At 70.9% G+C, this 19,892-nt stretch carries 19 protein-coding genes and 1 pseudogene; 7 read left to right on the top strand and 13 right to left on the bottom strand.

Annotated elements, in window-relative coordinates:
• Positions 1 to 28 precede the first annotated feature (28 nt).
• The 3 genes from ACGF5U_RS25145 (at position 29) to ACGF5U_RS25135 (ending at position 3,009) form a co-directional block, all read left to right on the top strand.
• Positions 29 to 1,258 carry an extracellular solute-binding protein gene (locus tag ACGF5U_RS25145; protein ID WP_392713387.1) on the top strand — a complete coding sequence of 410 codons (1,230 nt, stop codon included), beginning with the start codon at positions 29 to 31 and terminating at the stop codon, positions 1,256 to 1,258.
• Positions 1,239 to 2,174 (top strand): carbohydrate ABC transporter permease, encoded by a 936-nt coding sequence (locus tag ACGF5U_RS25140; protein WP_392713385.1) that lies wholly within the window; start codon positions 1,239 to 1,241, stop codon positions 2,172 to 2,174. The genes ACGF5U_RS25145 and ACGF5U_RS25140 overlap by 20 nt, the downstream gene beginning before the upstream one ends.
• An 85-nt stretch (positions 2,175 to 2,259) precedes the next feature.
• The gene (locus ACGF5U_RS25135; protein ID WP_392713724.1) at positions 2,260 to 3,009 is read left to right on the top strand and encodes a carbohydrate ABC transporter permease; all 750 of its coding nucleotides are present in this window, start codon (positions 2,260 to 2,262) and stop codon (positions 3,007 to 3,009) included.
• Positions 3,010 to 3,028: 19 nt separating this feature from the next.
• On the opposite strand, the gene ACGF5U_RS25130 is transcribed toward ACGF5U_RS25135, so the two are convergent.
• The 11 genes from ACGF5U_RS25130 to ACGF5U_RS25080 form a co-directional block, all read right to left on the bottom strand.
• A complete protein-coding gene (locus tag ACGF5U_RS25130; protein WP_392713383.1) occupies positions 3,029 to 3,343 on the bottom strand; it encodes a GNAT family N-acetyltransferase in 315 nt (104 codons plus the stop codon).
• Between the two features lie 23 nt (positions 3,344 to 3,366).
• Entirely contained in the window at positions 3,367 to 4,098 is a 732-nt protein-coding gene (locus tag ACGF5U_RS25125; protein WP_392713381.1) for a GPR1/FUN34/YaaH family transporter, read from the bottom strand.
• Between the two features lie 18 nt (positions 4,099 to 4,116).
• Complete coding sequence (locus ACGF5U_RS25120) at positions 4,117 to 6,006, bottom strand: amidohydrolase (RefSeq protein ID WP_392713379.1); 1,890 nt, start codon at positions 6,004 to 6,006, stop codon at positions 4,117 to 4,119.
• On the bottom strand, positions 6,003 to 6,956 hold the full coding sequence (locus ACGF5U_RS25115) for an alpha/beta hydrolase (RefSeq protein WP_392713377.1): 954 nt from the start codon (positions 6,954 to 6,956) through the stop codon (positions 6,003 to 6,005). Before ACGF5U_RS25115 ends, ACGF5U_RS25120 begins: the two co-directional genes overlap by 4 nt.
• A 55-nt stretch (positions 6,957 to 7,011) precedes the next feature.
• Positions 7,012 to 7,833 carry an alpha/beta fold hydrolase gene (locus ACGF5U_RS25110; RefSeq protein ID WP_392713375.1) on the bottom strand — a complete coding sequence of 274 codons (822 nt, stop codon included), beginning with the start codon at positions 7,831 to 7,833 and terminating at the stop codon, positions 7,012 to 7,014.
• A 26-nt stretch (positions 7,834 to 7,859) separates the two neighbouring features.
• Complete coding sequence (locus ACGF5U_RS25105; RefSeq protein ID WP_392713373.1) at positions 7,860 to 8,690, bottom strand: alpha/beta fold hydrolase; 831 nt, start codon at positions 8,688 to 8,690, stop codon at positions 7,860 to 7,862.
• 46 nt (positions 8,691 to 8,736) lie between these two features.
• Positions 8,737 to 10,161 (bottom strand): dihydrolipoyl dehydrogenase family protein, encoded by a 1,425-nt coding sequence (locus ACGF5U_RS25100; RefSeq protein WP_392713371.1) that lies wholly within the window; start codon positions 10,159 to 10,161, stop codon positions 8,737 to 8,739.
• On the bottom strand, positions 10,161 to 10,739 hold the full coding sequence (locus ACGF5U_RS25095; protein ID WP_392713369.1) for a Dps family protein: 579 nt from the start codon (positions 10,737 to 10,739) through the stop codon (positions 10,161 to 10,163). The genes ACGF5U_RS25100 and ACGF5U_RS25095 overlap by 1 nt, the downstream gene beginning before the upstream one ends.
• Before the next feature lie 91 nt (positions 10,740 to 10,830).
• The gene (locus tag ACGF5U_RS25090; RefSeq protein WP_392713367.1) at positions 10,831 to 11,337 is read right to left on the bottom strand and encodes a DoxX family protein; all 507 of its coding nucleotides are present in this window, start codon (positions 11,335 to 11,337) and stop codon (positions 10,831 to 10,833) included.
• A 5-nt stretch (positions 11,338 to 11,342) separates the two neighbouring features.
• A complete protein-coding gene (locus ACGF5U_RS25085; RefSeq protein ID WP_392713365.1) occupies positions 11,343 to 12,005 on the bottom strand; it encodes a hydrolase in 663 nt (220 codons plus the stop codon).
• Between the two features lie 775 nt (positions 12,006 to 12,780).
• Positions 12,781 to 15,504 (bottom strand): ATP-binding protein, encoded by a 2,724-nt coding sequence (locus ACGF5U_RS25080; RefSeq protein ID WP_392818909.1) that lies wholly within the window; start codon positions 15,502 to 15,504, stop codon positions 12,781 to 12,783.
• Positions 15,505 to 15,625: 121 nt separating this feature from the next.
• On the opposite strand from ACGF5U_RS25080, the gene ACGF5U_RS25075 reads away from it, so the two are divergent.
• The 4 genes from ACGF5U_RS25075 to ACGF5U_RS25060 are packed head-to-tail and all read left to right on the top strand — an operon-like array spanning position 15,626 to position 17,989.
• Positions 15,626 to 16,012 (top strand): nuclear transport factor 2 family protein, encoded by a 387-nt coding sequence (locus ACGF5U_RS25075; RefSeq protein ID WP_392713362.1) that lies wholly within the window; start codon positions 15,626 to 15,628, stop codon positions 16,010 to 16,012.
• Between the two features lie 11 nt (positions 16,013 to 16,023).
• Positions 16,024 to 16,662 carry a CatB-related O-acetyltransferase gene (locus tag ACGF5U_RS25070; protein WP_392713361.1) on the top strand — a complete coding sequence of 213 codons (639 nt, stop codon included), beginning with the start codon at positions 16,024 to 16,026 and terminating at the stop codon, positions 16,660 to 16,662.
• The gene (locus ACGF5U_RS25065) at positions 16,659 to 17,549 is read left to right on the top strand and encodes a virginiamycin B lyase (protein ID WP_392713360.1); all 891 of its coding nucleotides are present in this window, start codon (positions 16,659 to 16,661) and stop codon (positions 17,547 to 17,549) included. Before ACGF5U_RS25070 ends, ACGF5U_RS25065 begins: the two co-directional genes overlap by 4 nt.
• A 14-nt stretch (positions 17,550 to 17,563) precedes the next feature.
• Complete coding sequence (locus tag ACGF5U_RS25060) at positions 17,564 to 17,989, top strand: hypothetical protein (RefSeq protein ID WP_392713359.1); 426 nt, start codon at positions 17,564 to 17,566, stop codon at positions 17,987 to 17,989.
• Here ACGF5U_RS25060 and ACGF5U_RS25055 read toward each other — a convergent pair.
• Both ACGF5U_RS25055 and ACGF5U_RS25050 read right to left on the bottom strand, forming a co-directional pair.
• A pseudogene (locus tag ACGF5U_RS25055) lies at positions 17,973 to 18,053 on the bottom strand (SAM-dependent methyltransferase); the annotation flags it as partial. The gene ACGF5U_RS25060 and the pseudogene ACGF5U_RS25055 sit on opposite strands and share 17 nt — an antisense overlap.
• Before the next feature lie 455 nt (positions 18,054 to 18,508).
• Positions 18,509 to 19,834 (bottom strand): class I SAM-dependent RNA methyltransferase, encoded by a 1,326-nt coding sequence (locus ACGF5U_RS25050; protein WP_392713357.1) that lies wholly within the window; start codon positions 19,832 to 19,834, stop codon positions 18,509 to 18,511.
• Positions 19,835 to 19,892 lie beyond the last annotated feature (58 nt).

Genomic DNA, 19,892 nt, shown 5'->3' with positions numbered 1-19,892 from the left:
CACCACCGTGAAAGCAGCAGCAGGGCCGATGAAGCGACCCCTCGCCGCACTCGCGGCGGCCGTCGCCCTGGTCCTGGTCATCGGCGGATGCAGTGCCGGCGTACCGGCCGACGCCGGTAAGGGCTCGGTGACGTCCCTCACCGTGCTCGACTACTACACGGACACATCCGAGCATGCCCACTGGGGCGAACTCCTCGCCTCCTGCGGCAGGAAGGCCGGGGTGAGCATCCAACACCGCAGCGTTCCCGGGGCCTCGCTCGTCCCCACGGCCCTGCGGCAGGCCAAGGCCGGGGCCCTCCCGGACCTCCTGATGCTCGACAACCCCGACCTCCAGCAGTTCGCGCGGTCCGGCGTGCTCGCGCCGCTCCGCGAGTACGGCGTCCAGGGCGACGGCTTCGGCGCGGGCATCTTGTCGGCCGGCACTCATCAGGGCGAGCTGTACGGCCTGGCCCCCACGGTGAACACCCTGGCGCTCTTCTACGACAAGACCGCGCTCGCCGAAGCCGGCGTACCCGTTCCCCGCACCTGGGGCGAGCTACGCAAGGCCGCTGCGGCGACCACCCAGCCCGGCCGGTACGGCCTGGCGGTCGATGCCGACGCTTCCTTCGAGGCCACATTCCAGTTCCTGCCGTTCCTGTGGTCCAACGGCGGCGACGAACGGCACCTCGACTCTCCGCAGGCTGCGGGGGCCCTTCGCCTGTGGACCGATCTCGTGGCCGACGGATCCATGTCACGGTCTGTGCTCGGTTGGAACCAGGCGGACGTCCACGAGCAGTTCATCGGCGGCAAGGCGGCCATGATGGTCAACGGCCCCTGGCGGATTCCCGCGCTCGACACCGCGAAGGACCTGGACTGGGGTGTGGTCCCGCTGCCCGTGCCCCAAGTGGGCGACACCCTGGTCACTCCCCTGGGCGGCGAGGTGTGGACCGTACCGCGCACCGGCTCCGAGGCCCGCCAGAAGAAGGCGGCCGCGGTCCTCGCCTGTCTCCATGAGCCCGCGAGCATGCTCGCCCTGGCCCGCTGGCACCACACAGTCCCGTCGCGCCCGGACGTGGCCGGCCGGTACGCGGAGGAGATCCCCGCGATGGCCGCTTTCGTCAGAAGCGCCGAGGGTGCTCGGGCTCGAACCCGAGCACTGGGCCCCGCCTGGCCGCGGACGGCCACGGCGATCCATACCGCTGTCCAGGCCGCGGTATCAGGGCAGCAGACACCCGAGGATGCACTGCGGCAGGCACAGCGTGCGGCGACGGGCTCCTGACCTCGGGGGCAGGTCCGGCGCGACAGCTCGGGTACGGCGGCGTGAAGCCGCGGTCCGTACGGCGTTCCTCCTCCCGGCCGCCGCGTTCCTGCTGCTGTTCTTGGGGCGCCCGCTCGTCGACAACCTGTCGACGAGTCTGCGAGCCGTCACCGTCTCCTCCTTCCTCACGGAGGATGCGCCGTTCACCGGAGCGGAGAACCATCTCCTGCTGCTGCGCTCGGAGGCGTTCCGGCAGACACTCACCACCACCGCCCTCTACACCGTCGGATCCCTCGCCGCACAGTTCGCCATCGGCTTGGGCCTCGCCCTGTTCTTCCACCGCCGCTTTCCGCTCAGCGGGACCATTCGCGCGTTGATGCTGCTGCCCTGGCTGATGCCGCTGGTGGTGACAGGGACGGTGTGGCGGTGGCTGCTGGAGACCGACGGCGGAGCCGTGAACGAGGTGCTGCGCGCGCTCCACCTCGTCCACGCCGGTGTTCCCTGGCTCACCGGCACCGACGAGGCGCTGGTGGCGGCGGTCCTCGTCAACACCTGGGTCGGCGTGCCCTTCTGCACGGCCCTCCTGTACGGCGGCCTGCAGAGCGTCCCGCGTCAGGTGCACGAGGCGGCGCTCATGGACCGGGCCGGTCCCGTGGCGCTCTTCCGGTACGTCACCTGGCCCCTGCTCCGACCCACCGCAGGTGTCGTCCTCGTCCTCGGCGCCGTCTACACGCTCAGGTCTCCGGACATCGTGCTCGCCCTCACCGGTGGCGGACCCGCCGGCGCCACCCGGACGTTGGCCGTCCTGGCGTACGAGCAGTCCTTCCGGGAGTTCGATTTCGGGCGCGCCGCCGCAGCCGGCAACGTGCTCGTCCTGGTCGCCTTTGTCCTCGCCCTGCTCCATCTGCGCGCCGACCGCCGTGGCCGGACCAGCTGACGGAGGAAAACCCTTGCTTCCCCCACGGCCACGATGGGCCCGAGACCCCGTCTCCACTCTCGTCGCCATCGTCCTGCTGGCGCTGATGCTGTCGCCGGTCCAGTGGATGGTGAGCACGTCCCTGCAACCCGCGAACGGCGTGCGGCAGGGCTCCTGGTTCCCCGCTGATCCCGATGTCGCCAGCTACGCGACGGCGCTGAGGGAACAGGGCGGCCATCTCACCACGAGCCTGGTCGTGTCCCTCGGAGCGGCACTCTTCAGCCTCGCGCTCGCCGCCCCGGCGGCCCATGCGCTGGCACTGCGGCCGTTCAGGGGAGCAGGCCCGTTCCTGTTCGGCGTTCTGCTGCTCCAGGCGGTGCCCGGCATCACCGTGGCGAACGCCCTGCACGGCGCCTATGACGATGCCGGACTCCTCGACTCCCGTCTGGGCCTCGTGCTCGCCGACTCCACCGCCGGTGTCCCGCTCGCGATCCTCGTGCTGAGGTCCGCGATGCGGTCGATAGCCCGAGAGGTGGTCGACGCGGCGCGTCTTGACGGCGCCGGGGCGCTACGCCTGTTCCTCTCCGTGGTGCTGCCACTCAGCAGAAGCGCACTGGTCACTTCAGGTGTCTTCGCGTTCCTCTTCGCGTGGGGCGACACCCTGTTCGCCCTGGCCCTGACGACCTCCGACGCCGTGCGGCCGGTCACCCTGGGCGTCTACGACTACCTCGGTGCCCACAGCACCCGGTGGGACACGACCATGGCCACCGCCGTGCTCGCATCCCTTCCAGCAGCCGTGCTGATCGTCGTGGCCCAGCGCCACATCGCTGACAGCACCGCTGCGGACATCCGGTGACAGGCCGCCGGTCCCTGGATCAGAGGCCGAACTCCGCCCTACGCGCCTCGGGCACCAGGTCCACGTACTCCGGGTGTTTCCCGATCCACCCCCGAATGAAGGGACAGTACGGCAGGACCTGCAGTCCCCGAGCCCGGGCGCCGTCCAGGGCCCCACGTGCCAGCCGGCCGCCCAGCCCTTGACCGGCGAAACGCGGATCGGTCTCGGTGTGGACGAACGAGATCTCGCCCGGCCCGAGGAGGTAGTCGGCGAAGCCGGCGGTTTCGCCGCCCGCCTCACCGGAGAGGATCTCGTACCGAGACCGATCGGGACGGTCCACCACGCGTGATTCCACTTCTCCTCCTTCGTGACCGGTGTTCACAAGGTCCGCCGCACGCCGGCCTGGCGTTCGAGATTGCGCAGTTGCACGGAGAGGTCTCCCTCGACCGCTGTGTGGGCCGGTCCACTGCGCCCGATGGGCAGGACCTCCTCGCTGCGCATGTCCTCCAGCATCAGGGCGAAGGCGGCGTAAGTGGCCACGAGCGCGACCAGGATTCCGAGGGCGCCGGCCGTGTAGGTGAGCCATTCGGCACCGGTCAGCCCCGCCACGCCCGTGGCCGCCCAGCGCGGCAGGGAGACCACCAGCACAGCCCACAGGGCCCGCTTGGGCCGGGTAACGGCCACCATCAGCGCTCCGAAGCATAGGAATGCCAGGTTGAACACGCCTAGCACCCGATGTCCGCCAGCCGCGTTGGTGCCGATAACCAGCGCGTACGCCAGCCAACTGCCCGCGAAGGTGCCCATGAGGGTCGCCGCGATGACGTCCCTGGCGCCGAAGGCCATTACGCTTACCAGGAGTTGCAGTGCGAAGGCGGGGACCACGCACAGGGCGACGGCCGTACGGTCCCCGGCCTCGAAGACTCCGAGCTGAAGGCAGGCGGTCATCACGGAGGCTATAGCCACCGTGAAGAAGCCCAGGGGCATGGGCGAGGCGATGGGACGGAGGGTGATCCGGGTCATCGCCCGCAGGTCGGGCTCGAAGCGGCGCCCGGGGACGCCGGGGACGGGATCCGGCTCCGTCCCCGACTCCGTGTCGGTCTTGGCATTCATACGGGTTCCTCGTTCGATTCAGTGAGTGAAGCACGGGTCCACGAAGGGCTGCGAAGCCCCGGGTACGGAGCCCCGGGCCGCGCGCCAGTGGCGATGCTCCTCAGACTCGGCCACAGCCTCTGCCATCCGCTCGGCCTGGCGCGCGCCGCCCGCCCCGTACCCGCCGAAGCGGGCGACTGGCGACCAATCCGGGGCGATCGGCGGCAGGGCCTCGTCGAGGCCCTCATACTCGGCGGTCGCGTACACGATGCGTCCGCCGACGACGGTGAGGACCGACTCGATGTCGGGGATCGCGGCGTCGGGGACGGTGAAGTAGTCGTCCGAGAGGACCGTGAGGTCTCCGTAGAAGCCCTCCCGCAGCACACCCTTGACGTCCTCCTCGCCGGTGAGCCGCGCGCCACCCCGGGTGTAGAGGGCGAGGGCCGTCTCCCTGCCGAGCAGTTCCGGGCCCGGGCGGAGGGGTGTGCCGCCGACGGTCCGCCCGGTCACCAGCCAGTGGAGCGAGACCCACGGGTTGTACGAGGAGACGCGGGTCGCGTCGGTGCCGGCGGCGACGACGAGTCCCCGGTCGAGCATGGCCCGCACGGGCGGTGTGCGGCCCGCCGCCGCGGCGCCGTACCGCGCCAGGAAGGCACTGCCCTGGAAGGACATGCGGTTCTGCACGGACACGGCGCCGCCGAGGGCGGCGATCCGGTCCATGCTGCCGGCCGAGACCGTCTCGGCGTGGTCGAACAGCCAACGTCCGTCACCGGGGAAGAGGCCCTCTGCGGCGAGCTTCTCGAAGACGGCCAGGTCGCGGCGGATGGTCTCGTCGTACGTGGCGTGCAGTCGGAAGCCCCAGCCGTTCTCCGTCAGAAGCCGGACCGCCTGCTCGAACTCCGTCTCGTAACCCGCCGCGAGTTCGGGCCGGGGCTCCGAGAAGTTCTCGAAGTCGGCGGCGGCCCAGGTCAGGTTTTCGCCGGCGCCGTTGAGCCGCAGCCACTCGTCACCGTCCCCGGGCTTCACCGTCTCCGTCCAGCGGCGGAGGTCGGCGAGCTCCTGCCCGGCCGTCTGCGGGAACAGATGGTAGGCGATGCGCAGCGAAAGCTCCCCCGACCTGGCCAGGTCGACGACGGTGGCGTAGTCGTCGGGAAAGTTCTGGAAGCCGCCTGCGGCGTCGACCGCCGAGGTCAGTCCGAACCGGTTGAGCTCGCGCAGGAAGTGCCGGGTCGACGTGCGCTTGTCGGCCGCGTCCAGGGCGGGCGCTTTGGCGAGGGTGGAGTAGAGGAGCAGCGCGCCGGGGGCGGCGAGGAGCACGCCGTTCGGCTCGCCGTCCCGGCCCCGGACGATCTGTCCACCGCGCGGGTCGGGGGTGTCGCGGGTGTACCCGGCGGCGCGGAGGGCCGCCCGGTTCATCAGCGCCGACTGGTAGAGGTGCAGGACGAAGACGGGGGTGTCGGGGGCGGCGGCGTTCAGCTCGGCGACGGTCGGCATCCTGCGCTCGGCGAACTGCTCGGCGGTCCAGCCGCCCACCACCCGGATCCACTGACCCCTCGGGGTGCGCCCCGCCTGCTCGCGCAGCATGGCGAGGGCCTGACGGAGGCTTCGCACGCCGTCCCAGCGCAGTTCCAGTACGTAGTTCAGGCCGCCCCGGATGACGTGCAGGTGCGAGTCGTTGAGGCCCGGGACCACCCGTCGGCCAAGCGCGTCGATGACCTTGGTGCCCGGGCCAACGAGGGGCGCGAGTTCGTGGTCGTCGCCCAGGGCGGTCACCCGGCCGTCGCGGATCGCGACGGCAGCGGCGTGGGGGCGGTGCGGATCGCCGGTGAACACTTTGGCGTTGCGGACCAGGAGGTCGGCGTGCGCGGCTTCCCTGCTCGGGGCGGGCACCAGGCCCGCCACCGGCATGCTCGTCGACGGCCCCGTCATGCCAAAGCCTTGCGGAGGGTGTCGACGGCGAGGCCGATGGCGAGTTCCGCGCCCTGCGTCTCGCGCAGGGCGTTCAGCATGACGAAGTCGTGGATGGCCCCCTGGACGCGCAGCGCGGTGACGGGGACCCCGGCAGCGCGGAGCTTCGCCGCGTACGCCTCGCCCTCGTCCCGCAGCACGTCCGCCTCGGCGGTGATCACCAGCGCCGGCGGCAGGCCGGTGAGCTGCTCGGTCGTCGCGCGCAGCGGGGAGGCGGTGATCTGGGACCGCTCGGCCTCCTCGGTCGTGTACTGGTCCCAGAACCACTTCATGGCGTCGCGGCGCAGGAAGTAGCCCTCGCCGAACCGGTGGTACGAGTCGGTGTCGAAGGCCGCGTCGGTGACCGGGTAGAAGAGGACCTGGTGGGCGAGGCGGAGGTCGCCGCGCTGCTTGGCCATGAGAGTGAGGGCGGCGGTCATGTTGCCGCCCACCGAGTCGCCCGCGACGGCGATGCGGGTGCCGTCGAGGTCCTTGTGGCGCCCCTCGCGGGCCACCCACTGGGCGACCGTGTAGTTCTGCTCGATGGCGACGGGGTAGCGGGCCTCCGGCGACAGGTCGTACTCGGGGAAGACGACGGCCGCCCGGGTGCCGACGGCGAGTTCGCGGACGAGCCGGTCGTGGGTGTGGGCGTTGCCGAAGACCCAGCCGGCGCCGTGGATGTAGAGGACGACGGGAAGGGCGCCGGTGGCGCCGCGCGGACGGACGATCCGGGCACGGACGTCGCCGGCCGGGCCGCCGTGCACGGTGATCCACTCCTCGTCGGCATCGGGCAGGGGAACGCCCTCGCCGCTCTGGACGCCGTCCACGGCCTTGCGGCCGTCGGCGACGGGGAGCTGGTAGAGGTACGGCGGCTGGGCGGTGGCGTCGGCGAAAGCCTGGGCGGCGGCTTCGAGGACGGGCGGCTGCGACATGACGGGTACTCCTTCTCGGGAAGACCGGGAATCGGGAGGTGGAGGTGGGTGAAGGTCAGCGGGCGGTACGGGCGGCTTCGAGGACGACATCGGCGACGACGCCCGGCCGGGAGACGGGGACGGCGTGCGAGGCGGCCACTTCGGTGATGTGGGAGCCGGCGCGGCGGGCCATCCATCGCTCGGCTGCCGGGGGGATGTTCCGGTCCTCGGTGGCGATCAGCGCCCAGGACGGAATGGTCTTCCACGCGGCCGAGGCCGCCTTCTCCTCGAGCGCAGCGGTGGCGACCGGCCGCTGGGTGGCGGCCAGTACGGCTGCCTCCGCCGCGGGCACGTCGGCGGCGAACTGGCGCGGGTACTTGGCCTGGTCGATGACGAGTTCGGTGCCGGTGCCGCCGCCAGGCAGCGGGTACGGCATCGGGTTCACCGTCTCACCGAGAGTGGACCCGGGGAATCTCGCGGCCAGCTCGGCGGCACTCTCGCCCTTGTCGGGGGTGAACGCGGCGATGTAGACGAGGGCCTTGACCCGGGGGTCGCCGGTCGCCGCGGTGGAGATGACGGCGCCGCCGTAGGAGTGGCCGACGAGGACGACGGGGCCGTCGATCCCGGCAAGGACCGCGCGCAGGGAGGAGGCGTCGGCGGCGAGGCCGCGCAGGGGGTTGGCCGTGGCGACGACCGGATAACCGGCCCGCTGAAGCCTTTTGACGGTTCCGCTCCAGCTGGACGCGTCCGCGAAGGCACCGTGGACGAGCACGATGGTGGGCTTGGGCCCGCCATACGCGCGGGTGACGTCGGCACTGCTCGCGGGGGCCGTGGCGGCGGTGAGGGAGGCGATGGTCGCCGCGAGGGCGACGGCAGTGAGGGTTTTCGGGACAGACATGAGAGTTCCTTGACGGGTGAGGGTGCTCAGCCGAGGAAGGCGAGCAGCGCGGAGTTGACCTCGGCGGCGTGGGTCCACAGCAGGCCGTGCGGGGCTCCCGGGACGATCCGCAGCTCGGCACCCGCGATGCGGCCGGCCAGCGGCACGGCGGTTGTTTCGACGGGCAGAGTGCGGTCGGCGTCGCCGTGAATGATCAGTGTGGGCACGTCGATGCGCGGCAGGTCGGCCCGGAAGTCGGTGAGCCATGCCTGCACGCAGTCGAGGGTGCCCTTGGCGGAGGCGCCGACGGCGACGTTCCAACTCGCCCGCACGGCCTGCTCGCTGATGCGCTCGCCGCCCAGGTCGTCGACGTTGTAGAAGTCGGCGAGGAAGCCGTCCATGAAGGCGTGGCGGTCGGCGACGATGGCCTCCTGGATGCCCTTGAAGACGCTGCCGTCGAGACCGCCGGGATTGTCGTCGGTCTTGAGCAGGAAGGGCGGGACGGCGCCGATCATGACGGCCTTGAGGACGCGCTCGGAGCCGTAGGCACCGAGGTAGCGCGTGACCTCGCCGCTGCCCATGGAGAAGCCGACGAGCACGACGTCACGCAGATTGAGGACAGTGAGCACGGCGTGGAGGTCGGCGGCGAAGGTGTCGTAGTCGTAGCCGTACGCCGGCTGGTCGGAACGCCCGAAGCCGCGACGGTCGTAGGTGACGACCCGGTATCCCGCAGCGAGGATCGCGGCGCTCTGCCTCTCCCACGAGGCTCCGTTTAACGGCCAGCCATGGATCAGGACGACCGGCTGCCCGGTGCCGTGGTCCTCGTAATAGAGCTCGACGGGAGCGGACTCACGGTCGGCAACGTTGACGAAGGGCATGGCCGTACTCCTTGTGCGTGGCGGGGAGGGAGGGGCAGGGCCGGTCCTAGAGGCCGTACGCTTCCAGGAGGCGCAGCCAGACCTCGCTGACCGTGGGAAAGGCGGGGACCGCGTGCCACAGCTGTTCGAGCGGCACCCCTCCCACGATGACGACGGTTGCCGTGTGGATGAGTTCGGTGGACAGGGGGCCGGTGAGGGTGCAGCCGACGACGACCCGGCGGGACTCGTCGACGACGAGGGTGGCGAGACCCCGATAGCCGTCCGCGTGAAGCGCGGCGCCGGCCACCTCGTCGGTGCGGTACTCGACGACGCGGACCGAGAGCCCGGCCTCGCGTGCCGCGCGTTCGGTCAAGCCGACGCACGCGATCTCAGGATGGGTGAAGACGGCCTGGGGCACGGCGGTACTGCCCGCGGCTACGCTCCAGGGCTTGTGGGGACCGTCGGCGGGCGGTCTGCCCGCAGCCCGCTCCGCGATCGCCGCTGCGCAGGCACGGGCCTGGTATTTGGCCATGTGGGTCAGTGGCGCGCGGTGGTTCACATCGCCGACGGCGTAGAGCCAGTCGCCCTCGGCTGCCGTGACACGGCAGGTGTCGTCCACCGAGAGCCAGTCGCCCGCCGTCAGTCCGACGGACTCCAGCCCGAGGTCCGCGGTGCGGGGGCGCCGGCCGACGGCGGCGAGGACCTCGTCGCAGTGGAGGGCGGTGCCGTCGTCCGTGTCCACTGTGACCGTGCGGGTGGCGGCGTCACGGGTGACCCGGATGGCCGACACGCCGAAGCGGACCGTGACCCCCAGATCGCTCAGTCCCCGGGTGACCTCCTCTCCGGCACACGGCTCCCAGCCGGTCAGCAGGGCCTGGTCCCGGACCAGCAGAGTGACGGAGGAACCGAGCGAGCTCCACGCCGTGGCCATCTCGCAGGCCACCACTCCCCCGCCGATGACGACGAGCCGCTCGGGCACCGCATCGGCCGTGGTGGCCTGTCGGCTGGTCCACACGCCGATCCGGTCGAGCCCTTCGACCGGCGGAAGGGCGGGCTGCGTGCCGGTGCAGACCACGACCGCCTGCCGGGCCCGCAGGGTGCGGACCGCGCCGTCGGCCCCGGTCACCTCCACCTGCCGCTCACCGGCGAGCCGTCCGTGTCCCCGTACGAGGGTGATGCCCGCACCGGCGAGCCAGTCGGCCTGGCCGGTGTCGTCACCGCGCCCGGTGAAACGGTCCCGCCGGGCCAGGACGCGTGCCGGGTCGAGTGCCGCCGTGACGGCCTGCCGGGCTCCGTCGACCGACCGGGCCTCCGCTCGGGCTGCGCCGGGGCGCAGCATGGCCTTGCTCGGCACGCAGGCACGGTAGGAGCACTCGCCACCGACCGCCTCCGCCTCGACGACGACGGCAGTCAGCCCGGACCGCACGATCCGGTCGGCCGCGACCTCGCCGCCTGGACCACCGCCAACCACGACGACGTCGTACGTGTCCATCAGCCGCGCACCAGAGGGGTGTCCACGAGGTGCTCGGCCAGGAACCACACCTGAGCCTCACCGGTGCGGATGACCTGGGAGATGAGCAGGTCGGCGCTGCCCTCATCGCCCTCCGCCGAGATGCGGGCGGCGGCGTCCCGGACGTCGATGAGGATCCGCTCGTGCGCGTCGAGGAGCCGCGACAGCATGACAGGCACCGGCTCCACACCGTCCGGCGGCCGAGGAATCGCGGTCATCTCCGCGACGTGGCGCGGGTCCCCGACAGCGACGCCGCCCAGGCTCTGGACCCGCTCGGCCAGCGCGTCCACGATGGCCAGCTGGGCCTCCGCGTGCTTGTCCAGCATCAGGTGGAGCGAGTAGAAGGTCGCCCCGCGCATGAGCCAGTGGTGCTTCTTGTAGAGGGAGTACAGGATCTGCGTGTCGGCGAGCACGCGGTTCAGCCGCTGGCACGCGTACATGCGGGTGTCGTGGCCGAGGCCGATCGGCAGCTGCTTGAGCGATCCGAACGTCTGGGTCTCGGCACCCTTCTGGTGCAGCAGCGGCTGGCCGCCACCGTGCGAGGTTGTGAGGGCGTCCATCGAATACTCCTGTCGGGGAATGAGAGTGAGAGGGCCCAGCCGCCCGGTCGGGGGTGCACGGGCGGCCGGACCCGGTCTGCGCGGCTCGTGCTCAACGCTCGCTGATCACCGAGGCAGCCGGCCGGTGCAGAACGAGCCGGGTGAGCAGCCCGCTGCCGAGACCGGCCACGAGCGCGACGGCCGCCCACCACAGCGGGTACGACGCGAGGCCGAGAGCCGCGTCGAGGGACCAGGCACCTGGCCCGGTGGCGGCGAGGGCGGCGGCAGATCCGATGAGAACGAGCGGGTACTCGTACCCGTCGTTCTGCACCCAGAGCCCGTGGCGCCATTTCACGGTGAGCGCGACCGTCATGACCCCGATGGCGCCGGTCGCCGCGAGCGGGGTAAGGAGGCCGGCAGCGAGCAGCAGACCCGACCCGATCTGACCGCCGCCCGCCGCGACCGCGGTGAGGACTCCGCCACGGAATCCATCGGCGCGGAACTCCTCCGCGCCCCCTTCCAGTCCTCTGCCACCCAGGTGCCGGCTGACCTTCTGCACCCCGTGGCCGGTGACGAGCAGGCCCACCAGCAGTCGCAGGATCAGAATGCCGGTGTCCACGAAGATCAGCCTGCCGCGTGCGCGCCGATGACGCTCTGCGCGTACACGACACCCAGGCCGTAGGCGCCCGCGTGGGCCTTGACGATCTCCATGACCGCGGGGTACGTCTCCTGGCGCGCCCAGTCGCGCTGGAGCTCCAGAAGCACCTGCACCCAGGTCACCGGGACGGCACCGGCGGCGATCATCCGCTGGATCGCGTGCTCGTGGGCGGCCGGGCTGACGCCGCCGGAGGCGTCGGTGACGACGTACACCTCGTATCCCTGCTCCAGGGCGGAGAGCGCGGGCAGCACGAGGCAGACCTCGGTCCACAGGCCGGAGAGGATGATCTTCTTGCGGCCGGTCGCCCTGACCGCCGCCACGAGTGCCTCGTCCTCCCAGGCGTTCATCGTCGTACGGTCGATGACCTCCTGCTTGGGGAACACCTCGGCGAGCTGCGGCAGCAGCGGACCGGAGAACGACTCGGCGGCCACCGTGGTGAGGACGGCCGGGACGTCGAACGCCTGGGCCGCCTTGGCGAGACCCACGGTGCTGTTGATGATCGCGGCGCGATCACCGCTCCCGGTGCCGAAGAACATCTGCGGCTGGTGGTCCACGAAGAGCATGACCGAGTTGTCGGGCGTGAGCAGATCCGCGCTCGGGGCGGCCTGCACCTGGGTGATGTCGAACATGTGGGGTCCTCTCGAAGCTGGGGGAACCCGTCGACCGCGATGGTGCGACGAACGGAACTCCACGAAGCTATGACCGCCACGCCCCCCATGCTGGTCCACTCGTGCACAGCCCCTGACCCCACAGTGCACACTCCCTCGCACTGAGGGGTTTTCACCCTGGCCCGGCTGCGATGTACAGAGCGAGGACGGCCTTCAAGGTCATGGTGATGGATTGGCGCTGCCGCGCAGCTTCCGAAGCAGGCGCCAGCCCTTGAGAGGCGCCGTGGCTTGCCCCGAGAGCGGTCGATCGCCGAGGGGCGGTTGGCACCCTGGGACAGGGCACGCAATGGGTGCGTGGACAACAGAAGGCCGCCTCTCCAACCGGAATGTCTCACCGGTCAGAGAGGCGGCCTTTTGCTGTTGATGGTGCGTCAGCTCACCCATCGAGCGTGCGTCAGGCGTGCGTCACGTGCGTCAGATATGCGTCAGATATCGCACGTCACGCACGTAACGCACAATCGACAAAGCCGCATGTCAGCGCCCCTTCTCGGCAGGCTCAAGGATCGCCACGCACTCCACGTGGTGGGTCATCGGAAGCATGTCACGATGCCCCGAGATGGGAGGACGTGCAGGTCAGGCCCGGCTTTTCAGTCCAGTCAGCGGGCTGTCGGATGCCCGAAGCGTCAAATGAGCGTCACAGCCGCTGCGCTGTGACGTCGTACTGCGGACCGATGGCAGGCAGTACACCAATGCCGTGCCCGGCGGGGCCAAGGCGTGCCCGGGTAACGAAGCAGGGTCATGGTGCGGCATCTGTGAGTTCGAGAGCGGCGAGTTCGGTCCGTGCGGTGACGCCCAGCTTGGGGAACGCTTTGTAGAGGTGATACCCGATGGTGCGTGGGCTGAGGAACAGCTGTGCGGCGATGTCCCGATTGGACAGGCCGCGTGCGGCCAGCCGGATGATCTTCCGTTCTTGCGAGGTGAGCCTGGCCAGTGCTCCGCCCGCGGCCTCGGGCTTCGGTACGGCTTCCCCGGTCGCGTCGAGCTCGGCGCGGGCTCGCTCCGTCCAAGGCGTGGCGCCGAGTCTCCGAAAGGTCTCTATCGCGTCGCGGAGATGGATCCTGGCCTCGGACTTGCGACGCATGCGGCGCAGCCATTCTCCGTAGAGCAGAGCGGTTCGCGCGCGTTCGAACTGCCGGTCGTCGGGGTGCAGCCGCAATGCGGCCTGGTACAGCTCCGCAGCGTCCGCTTCCGGCGCGAGCAGTGCGCGGCAGCGTTGGACGTGCGCGTCGATCCACGGCTGCGTGGCTTCGTGTGCCCAGTCCGTGAGCCGTGCGAGCGGCTCATGGGCGTCGGCCGGCCGACCGAGCCGCACCGCTGCCTCGACCAGGTCGGGAATGCTGCGCAGGCCGGGAAGCTGATGTCTCACGGGGCTGGCGTGAAGGGCTGTCAGGCGGGTGCGGGCGGAATCCCATCGGGCGTGACCGAGGTCGAGCAGGGCCAGTGCCCAGTGTGCCCAGGCCATGCCGGGTGGGGCCGCGCCAGGCTCTGGCGGGGCCAGCGCGTCATCGGCGAAGGCGTGGCAGCGTCGCTCGTCGCCCGCCACCGCGGACAGGTAGGCCAGCACGCCCTTGATTTCAGCGGTCCACTGCCGGTGTCCCAGCTCCTGTGCGATGTGCAGTGCTTCGGTCGCCTCCTCCCAGGCGTCGGTGTGACGGCCGAGGAACATCGACGCTCGGGCTGCACACGCCAATATCGGTGGCGTTCGGCCGATCCATCCACGGTCTCGGCACTGGGCGAGGAGCTCGCCGGTCACCCGGTGTGCTTCGGTGTCCTGGCCGGCGGTCTGAAGGCTGGTGGCTCCGACCAGGATCGTGTCGTGCGGGCCGCCGAATCCGGTCCGTTCGGCGGCTTCGATCCGTCGTCTGAGGGTCTCGGGATCCCGGTCCCCCTGTCCGCTCGCGGACCGCACCGCCCAAGTCAGCAGGCGGGCGACGTGGGTGAGCGGGTCGTCGGGCGGCAACGGCAAGGCATCCAGCCGGTCCGCGGAGTCCGCGATCTCGTGCTCCCCGAGATACCAGGCGGCGTGCACCGCGTCGAGCATCATGTGGGCGGCCAGTGCCGGGTCACCGGCCTGGGTGAGTTCGGCTGCCTCGGTCAGCAACCGGCGGGCCGTGCGGAGCAGGCCGTGGTGGAACGCCGCGGCGGCGCGAACCCGGATGGCGCGGACGGTCAAGTCCGGGTCGTCGGTGCTCGCGGCGCCGTGACGGGCGAGCTCCACCATGCGTTCGATGTCACCTACCTCTGCGATCGCTTCTGCGGCCAGCACGATGCGCCGGGCCCGGTCCGTGCCGGGCTCTGTCAGCTGTGCGGCCCGTTCGTAGGCCGCCGCGGCGGCGGCGTATCCGCTTCGCTCGCGGCCCCGTTGGGCGGTGCTCTCCAGTTGCGCGGCCACCTGCTCGTCGGGGCCGGTGGCCACCACGGCGTGGTGCCAGGCGCGCCGGTCGGCGTCTTCCGGCTTGTGGAGGGCTTCGGCGAGTGCTGTGTGCACCACGAGGCGGAGGCTGACCGGCGCCGCCTGGTAGACGGCTGACCGCACGAGGGGGTGGCGGAAGCGCACGGTGTGGTTGTCCACCTGGAGCAGTCCCGCCGTTTCCGCGGGCACCAGATCCGCGGGGCGGCAGCCGAGAGGAGCGGCCGCGCGCAGGACGACATCCCGGTCGCCGGTGTCCTCGGCGGCCGCGACGAGCAGCAGGTGTTGGCTCGGCTCCGGTAGCCGACGCACCCGGTCGAGAAATGCCGCCTGGACCGCGTCGGTCATGGGCAGGGCCTGACCAGCGGCGACCTGCCGCTCGGCGGCGAGAGCGACCGGTAGTTCGAGGAGGGCGAGTGGGTTGCCTTGTGCTTCGGCCAGTACCCGGTACCGGTTGGCGGGGGACAGCGTGGCGGCGTGCTCGGCCAGTAGTCCGGCGGCGGCGGGCGCGTCGAGCCCGGTCAGGGGCATGTGGGCGAGTCCGGGGGCGTCGAAGCCGGTCCGGGCGGCGATGATCAACGCGATGCCCTCGGCGTCGAGCCGCCGCGCGGCGAACAGCAGGGCCTCTGCCGACGCCCGGTCCAGCCACTGCGCGTCGTCGACGAGGCACAGGACGGACCCACCGACGGCGAATTCGGCGAGGAGGGAGAGGACGGCGAGGCCGACGAGCATGCGGTCGCCCGGTTCGGCCGGGGCGAGGCCGAAGGCCCCGCGCAAGGCACGCGCCTGCGGTGCGGGGAGGGCGTCGGTCCGGTCGAGAGCGGGTCGCAGCAGCAGGTGCAAGCCGGCGAACGGCAGATGTGCCTCGGACTCGATCGCGGTGCTGCGCACGACCCGCAGCCGGCCGGCCGCGGACGCCGCGTACCCCAGCAGCGCGGTCTTGCCTACGCCCGGCTCCCCGGTGATGAGCAGGCAACCGCTGCGACCGGTCCGGCAGTCCGCCAGCAACCGGTCAATGACTGATATCTCGTCACTCCGTCCGTGCAACACGTGCCGAGGGTACTTAAAGCCGTCCGGGAAACCCCGGCAGGATTGCCGGGGCGTGACAGATTCCGCACTCCGTCCCCGGCCGTAGCTTGATGAGCAGAGCACGGGCGGAGGGAGATCGACCATGTCCGGCATCGATGAGCCGGCCAGGTGGTACCCGGCGAGTTGGAACGAGCGCGACCCGGCCAGGCGCCAGGCGCTCGTCGATGAACTCTGGACCGACGACGCCGGCCACCTCGAGCCGCTCGTGTCGGCCGAGGACCGCGACGCCATCGAGGCCCTGGTGGCCACGGCCCATCGGCAGTGCCCCGGCCCGGTGTACCGGCCGGCCGGGAACGTCGACGGCCAACACGGTGTGGCGCGCCCGGCCTGGGAACCCGGGCCGGTAGGCAGTCCTCCGCTGATCACCGGGCTTGTCGTCATGGTCACCGGGCATACCCGCCTGCGCCATGTTCACGGCTTCCTCGACCCCGTCCCCGCACACACCCCTTCACCAGGAGCTGGAAGTTGACACCTGACCCGATGGCCCTTCACCCGCTGTCGGCACATGACCGGGTGGTGTTCCTCAAACCGCTGGTCAGCTCACCGAAGATCGTCGTGGGAGAGTACACCTACTACGACGACCCGGACGGTGCCACCGATTTCGAGCACCACAACGTGCTCTATGCCTACGGACCGGAACAGCTGATCATCGGCAAGTACTGCGCCATCGCCGCGGGCACCCGGTTCCTGATGGCCGGAGCCGAGCACCCGACGATGGGCGTATCCGCTTTCCCGTTCACCATGTTCGGCGGTGAGTGGGCCGAGCGGACTCTCGACATCGTCACCGGCATGCCGAGCCGGGGCGACACAGTGGTCGGCAACGACGTCTGGTTCGGCCACCGGACCACCGTCATGCCCGGCGTACGCATCGGCGACGGCGCCATCATCGCCGCCGACGCGGTCGTCACTGCGGACGTTCTGCCGTACATGATCGTCGGCGGCAACCCGGCCCGCCCGATCCGGCAACGGTTCGACGGCGCCGACATCGACCGGCTCCTGCACGCCGCCTGGTGGGACTGGCCGGTCGAACTGGTCACCGAACACGCCCACACCATCATGGCCGGCACCCCGGCGGACGTCGCCCGTATCGCCACCGACCACGGAATGGAGGCCGCATGACAGAGGTGTCGATCGAGGAACACCCCGTGGCCGGCAGCGGACCGTATGCGATCACCACCGGCCCGGACGGCGCGCTGTGGTACACGATGGTCCACAGCGGCCAGATCGGCCGGCTCGTGCCCGGCTGCGAACCGGCGAGCTACCAGCTCGACCCGGGCTGCGGGCCGACGATCATCACCACGGGGCCGGACGACGCCTTGTGGTTCACCGAGTATCGAGCACACCGCATCGGCCGGATCACCGTCGACGGCGCCGTCGCGGAGTTCCCGTTGCCCACCGCGGAAAGCGGGCCGTTCGGCATCACGGCCGCACCCGACGGGGCGCTATGGTTCACCGAGACCGCCGCCGACCGCATTGGTCGCATCACCATCAACGGTGAGGTCACCGAGTTCCCGCTCCCGGCCACCGGCGCGTTCCCGTCCGCGATCACCGCAGGCCCGGACGGCGCGATGTGGTTCACCATGAACCAGGCCAACGCGATCGGCCGGATCGACACCCACGGCACGGTCACCGTCCACCCGCTGCCCACCGCGGCCGCCGCACCGGTCGGCATCACACTCGGCCCCGACGACGCCGTCTGGTACGTCGCGATCGCCGCCGGCCACATCGGCCGCATCACCACCGAGGGCGAGATCAGAGAATTCCCGCTGCCCGACCGCGCCGGCCGACCGCACGCCATCACTCCGGGCGCCAACGGCGCCCTGTGGTTCACGGAGTGGGGTGGCAACCGCGTCGGCTCCATCACCGCCGATGGAGTGATCGAGGTGCACGACCTGCCCACATCCGGCTCGGAACCGCACGGCATCACCCTCGGCCCTGACGGTGCCCTGTGGACGGCGCTCGAAACCGGTGCCCTCGCCCGCATCACCCAAAAACCGCTGCCGTAGCCCAGGAGACAACCTTGCCCGTGACGTTCAACCACACGATCATCCCCGCCAGGAACCGCGATGAGTCGGCCCGGTTCTTCCGCGAGCTGTTCGAACTCTCCGAGGCGCCGTCGTGGGGCCCGTTCACCAACATTCAGCTCGGCCAAGGCGTACTGCTGCAATTCGCCGAGCTGCCCGGCGTCGACCAGATCCAGATGCACCACTACGCGTTCTTGGTCGATGACGACCTGTTCGACCGGGCCTACGCCCGCCTCCAGGCGGGTGGCACCAAGCACTGGGCCGATCCTCAGATGACGCTGACGGTGCCGGCCACGCCGCCCCCGACCCAGGTGGCGCCGACACACGAGGCGAGACGACGTAGCCTGAGGCATCGCCGTGAACGAAGTCGAGATAGTCGGCGACTCCGAGTTCAGCGGCACGGGCGCGGGCCTTCTCGGTGAACACTGTGCTGATGTCCACCCCCGTTCCCGTGACGCGGTGGTCACGCGCCCAGGTGCACAACATTTCGCCCGTTCCGCTGGCGAGGTCGAGCGCCCGCGTGCCAGGTGCCAGATGGAGCGACTGGCCCAGTGCGGCGAGCCTGTCAGCGGTGATCGGGTTGTGGACGCGGTGGCTGCTTTCGCGAATGGTCCATACGCGTGAAAGATCCACAGGAGGGGAGAGCCGCTGGATCACCGAGAGCTTCGGCGCACGCAGCATCGTCGCCCTCGGCCCGGCCGTCGATCAATCGACCGTCCATCTCACACCTGAAGCGCCGTCAACATCAGCGTCAAACGGGCGTCACGACCGTTAACGACCGCGCCCTCCGAGTCGCGGCAACGCATCCGTCATCCCCACACAATTCCACAAAGCTGCAGGTCAGCCGCACCCCAGGTACCGTGAAAAGGTCCACGTCGTGCACCCTGGGAAACAGGTCGGCCCCACCCGCCCAGAACTTGGGAACAAGAAGAACCAGCAGGTCAGAGGCCCTTCGTGGCAGGCTCAAGAATCGCCACGCACTCGACGTGGTGGGTCATCGGGAACAGGTCGAACGCGCGGAGCGTGCGGGGCTTGTAGCCGGCCTCGCCGAAGTAGGCGAGGTCGCGGGCGAGGGCGGCCGGGTCGCAGGCGACGTAGGCGATGCGGCGGGCGCCGAGGGCGGCGAGGTGGTGGACCGTCTGCTTGCCGGCGCCCGCGCGGGGCGGGTCGAGGACGATCAGGTCGACCTCCGAGATCCGGGTGCGCGGCAGGACCTGCTCGACCTTGCCCTGTTCGATGCGGACCCGGTCGTACTGCTGGAGGTTGTGGCGGGCGTCCTCGACGGCGCGCTTGCCGGACTCGATACCGAGCACCGCGCCCTTGTCGCCGACGCGGTCGGCGAGGGCGCCCGCGAAGAGGCCGGCGCCGCAGTACAGGTCGAGTGCCATGTCGCCCTTGCGGGGCAGCAGGCCCTGCATGACGGCGCGCACCAGGGTGTCGGCGGCCTTCGGGTGGACCTGCCAGAAGCCGCCGTTGCCGACGCGGTACGTGCGGTCGTCGGCGCGCTCGCGGACGAAGGGGCGGCCGTGCACGCGGTGGACGCCGCCGTCCTCGGCGACCCGGAGGACCGAGACGGGCTTGTCGAGTTCGACGATCGGGAGGCGGGCGCCCGGGCGCGGGGTCAGGATGACCTGGCGGTCCTGGGAGCCGGTCGCGGCGATGGCCTCGACGGACGCCATACCGGTCCAGTCGCGCTTCTCGACGCCCAGCTCGGAGACGCCCTCGGCGGCGATCATGCAGTGGTCGATCGGCTCGACCTCGTGCGACCGGTGGCGCCGCAGCCCCGCGCGGCCGGTCTCGTCGACCGCGTACTGGACTCGGGTCCGCCACTGGGGGACCTCGCCCGCCGGGAGCTTGTCGCCGTCGGCGGGTACGACGGTGCCGTCCCAGCCGGCTTCCTCGGGGGTGAGGCCCGCGAGGCGGCGCAGCTGCTCGGCGACGACCTCGCCCTTGAGGCGCCGCTGCGCACCGGGCTTGGCGTGCTGCCAGTCGCAGCCGCCGCAGCGGCCGGGTCCGGCGTACGGGCAGGGCGCCTCGACGCGGTCCTTGGACGCCGTGAGGATCCGTACGGCGTCCGCGCGCAGGAAGCGGGAGCTCTCCTCGCCCTCCGTGACGCGGGCGACGATCTTCTCGCCGGGGAGCGCGTGCCGGACGAACAGGACGCGCCCCTCGTCGGTGCGGGCGATGCAGTGGCCGCCATGCGCGACGGGCCCGACCTCGACCTCGTATTCCTCGCCGACCAGCGAGGACTCGGGTGCGTTCTGCATGGCGGGGTGACTCCAGAGGTCTGAGGGGCCGACGGTGCGGCGGGACAACAGCCCTCCA

This window comes from Streptomyces sp. NPDC047886, assembly GCF_043204435.1.
Classification (GTDB): domain Bacteria; phylum Actinomycetota; class Actinomycetes; order Streptomycetales; family Streptomycetaceae; genus Streptomyces.
This window is presented reverse-complemented; position numbering and strand designations above follow the sequence as displayed.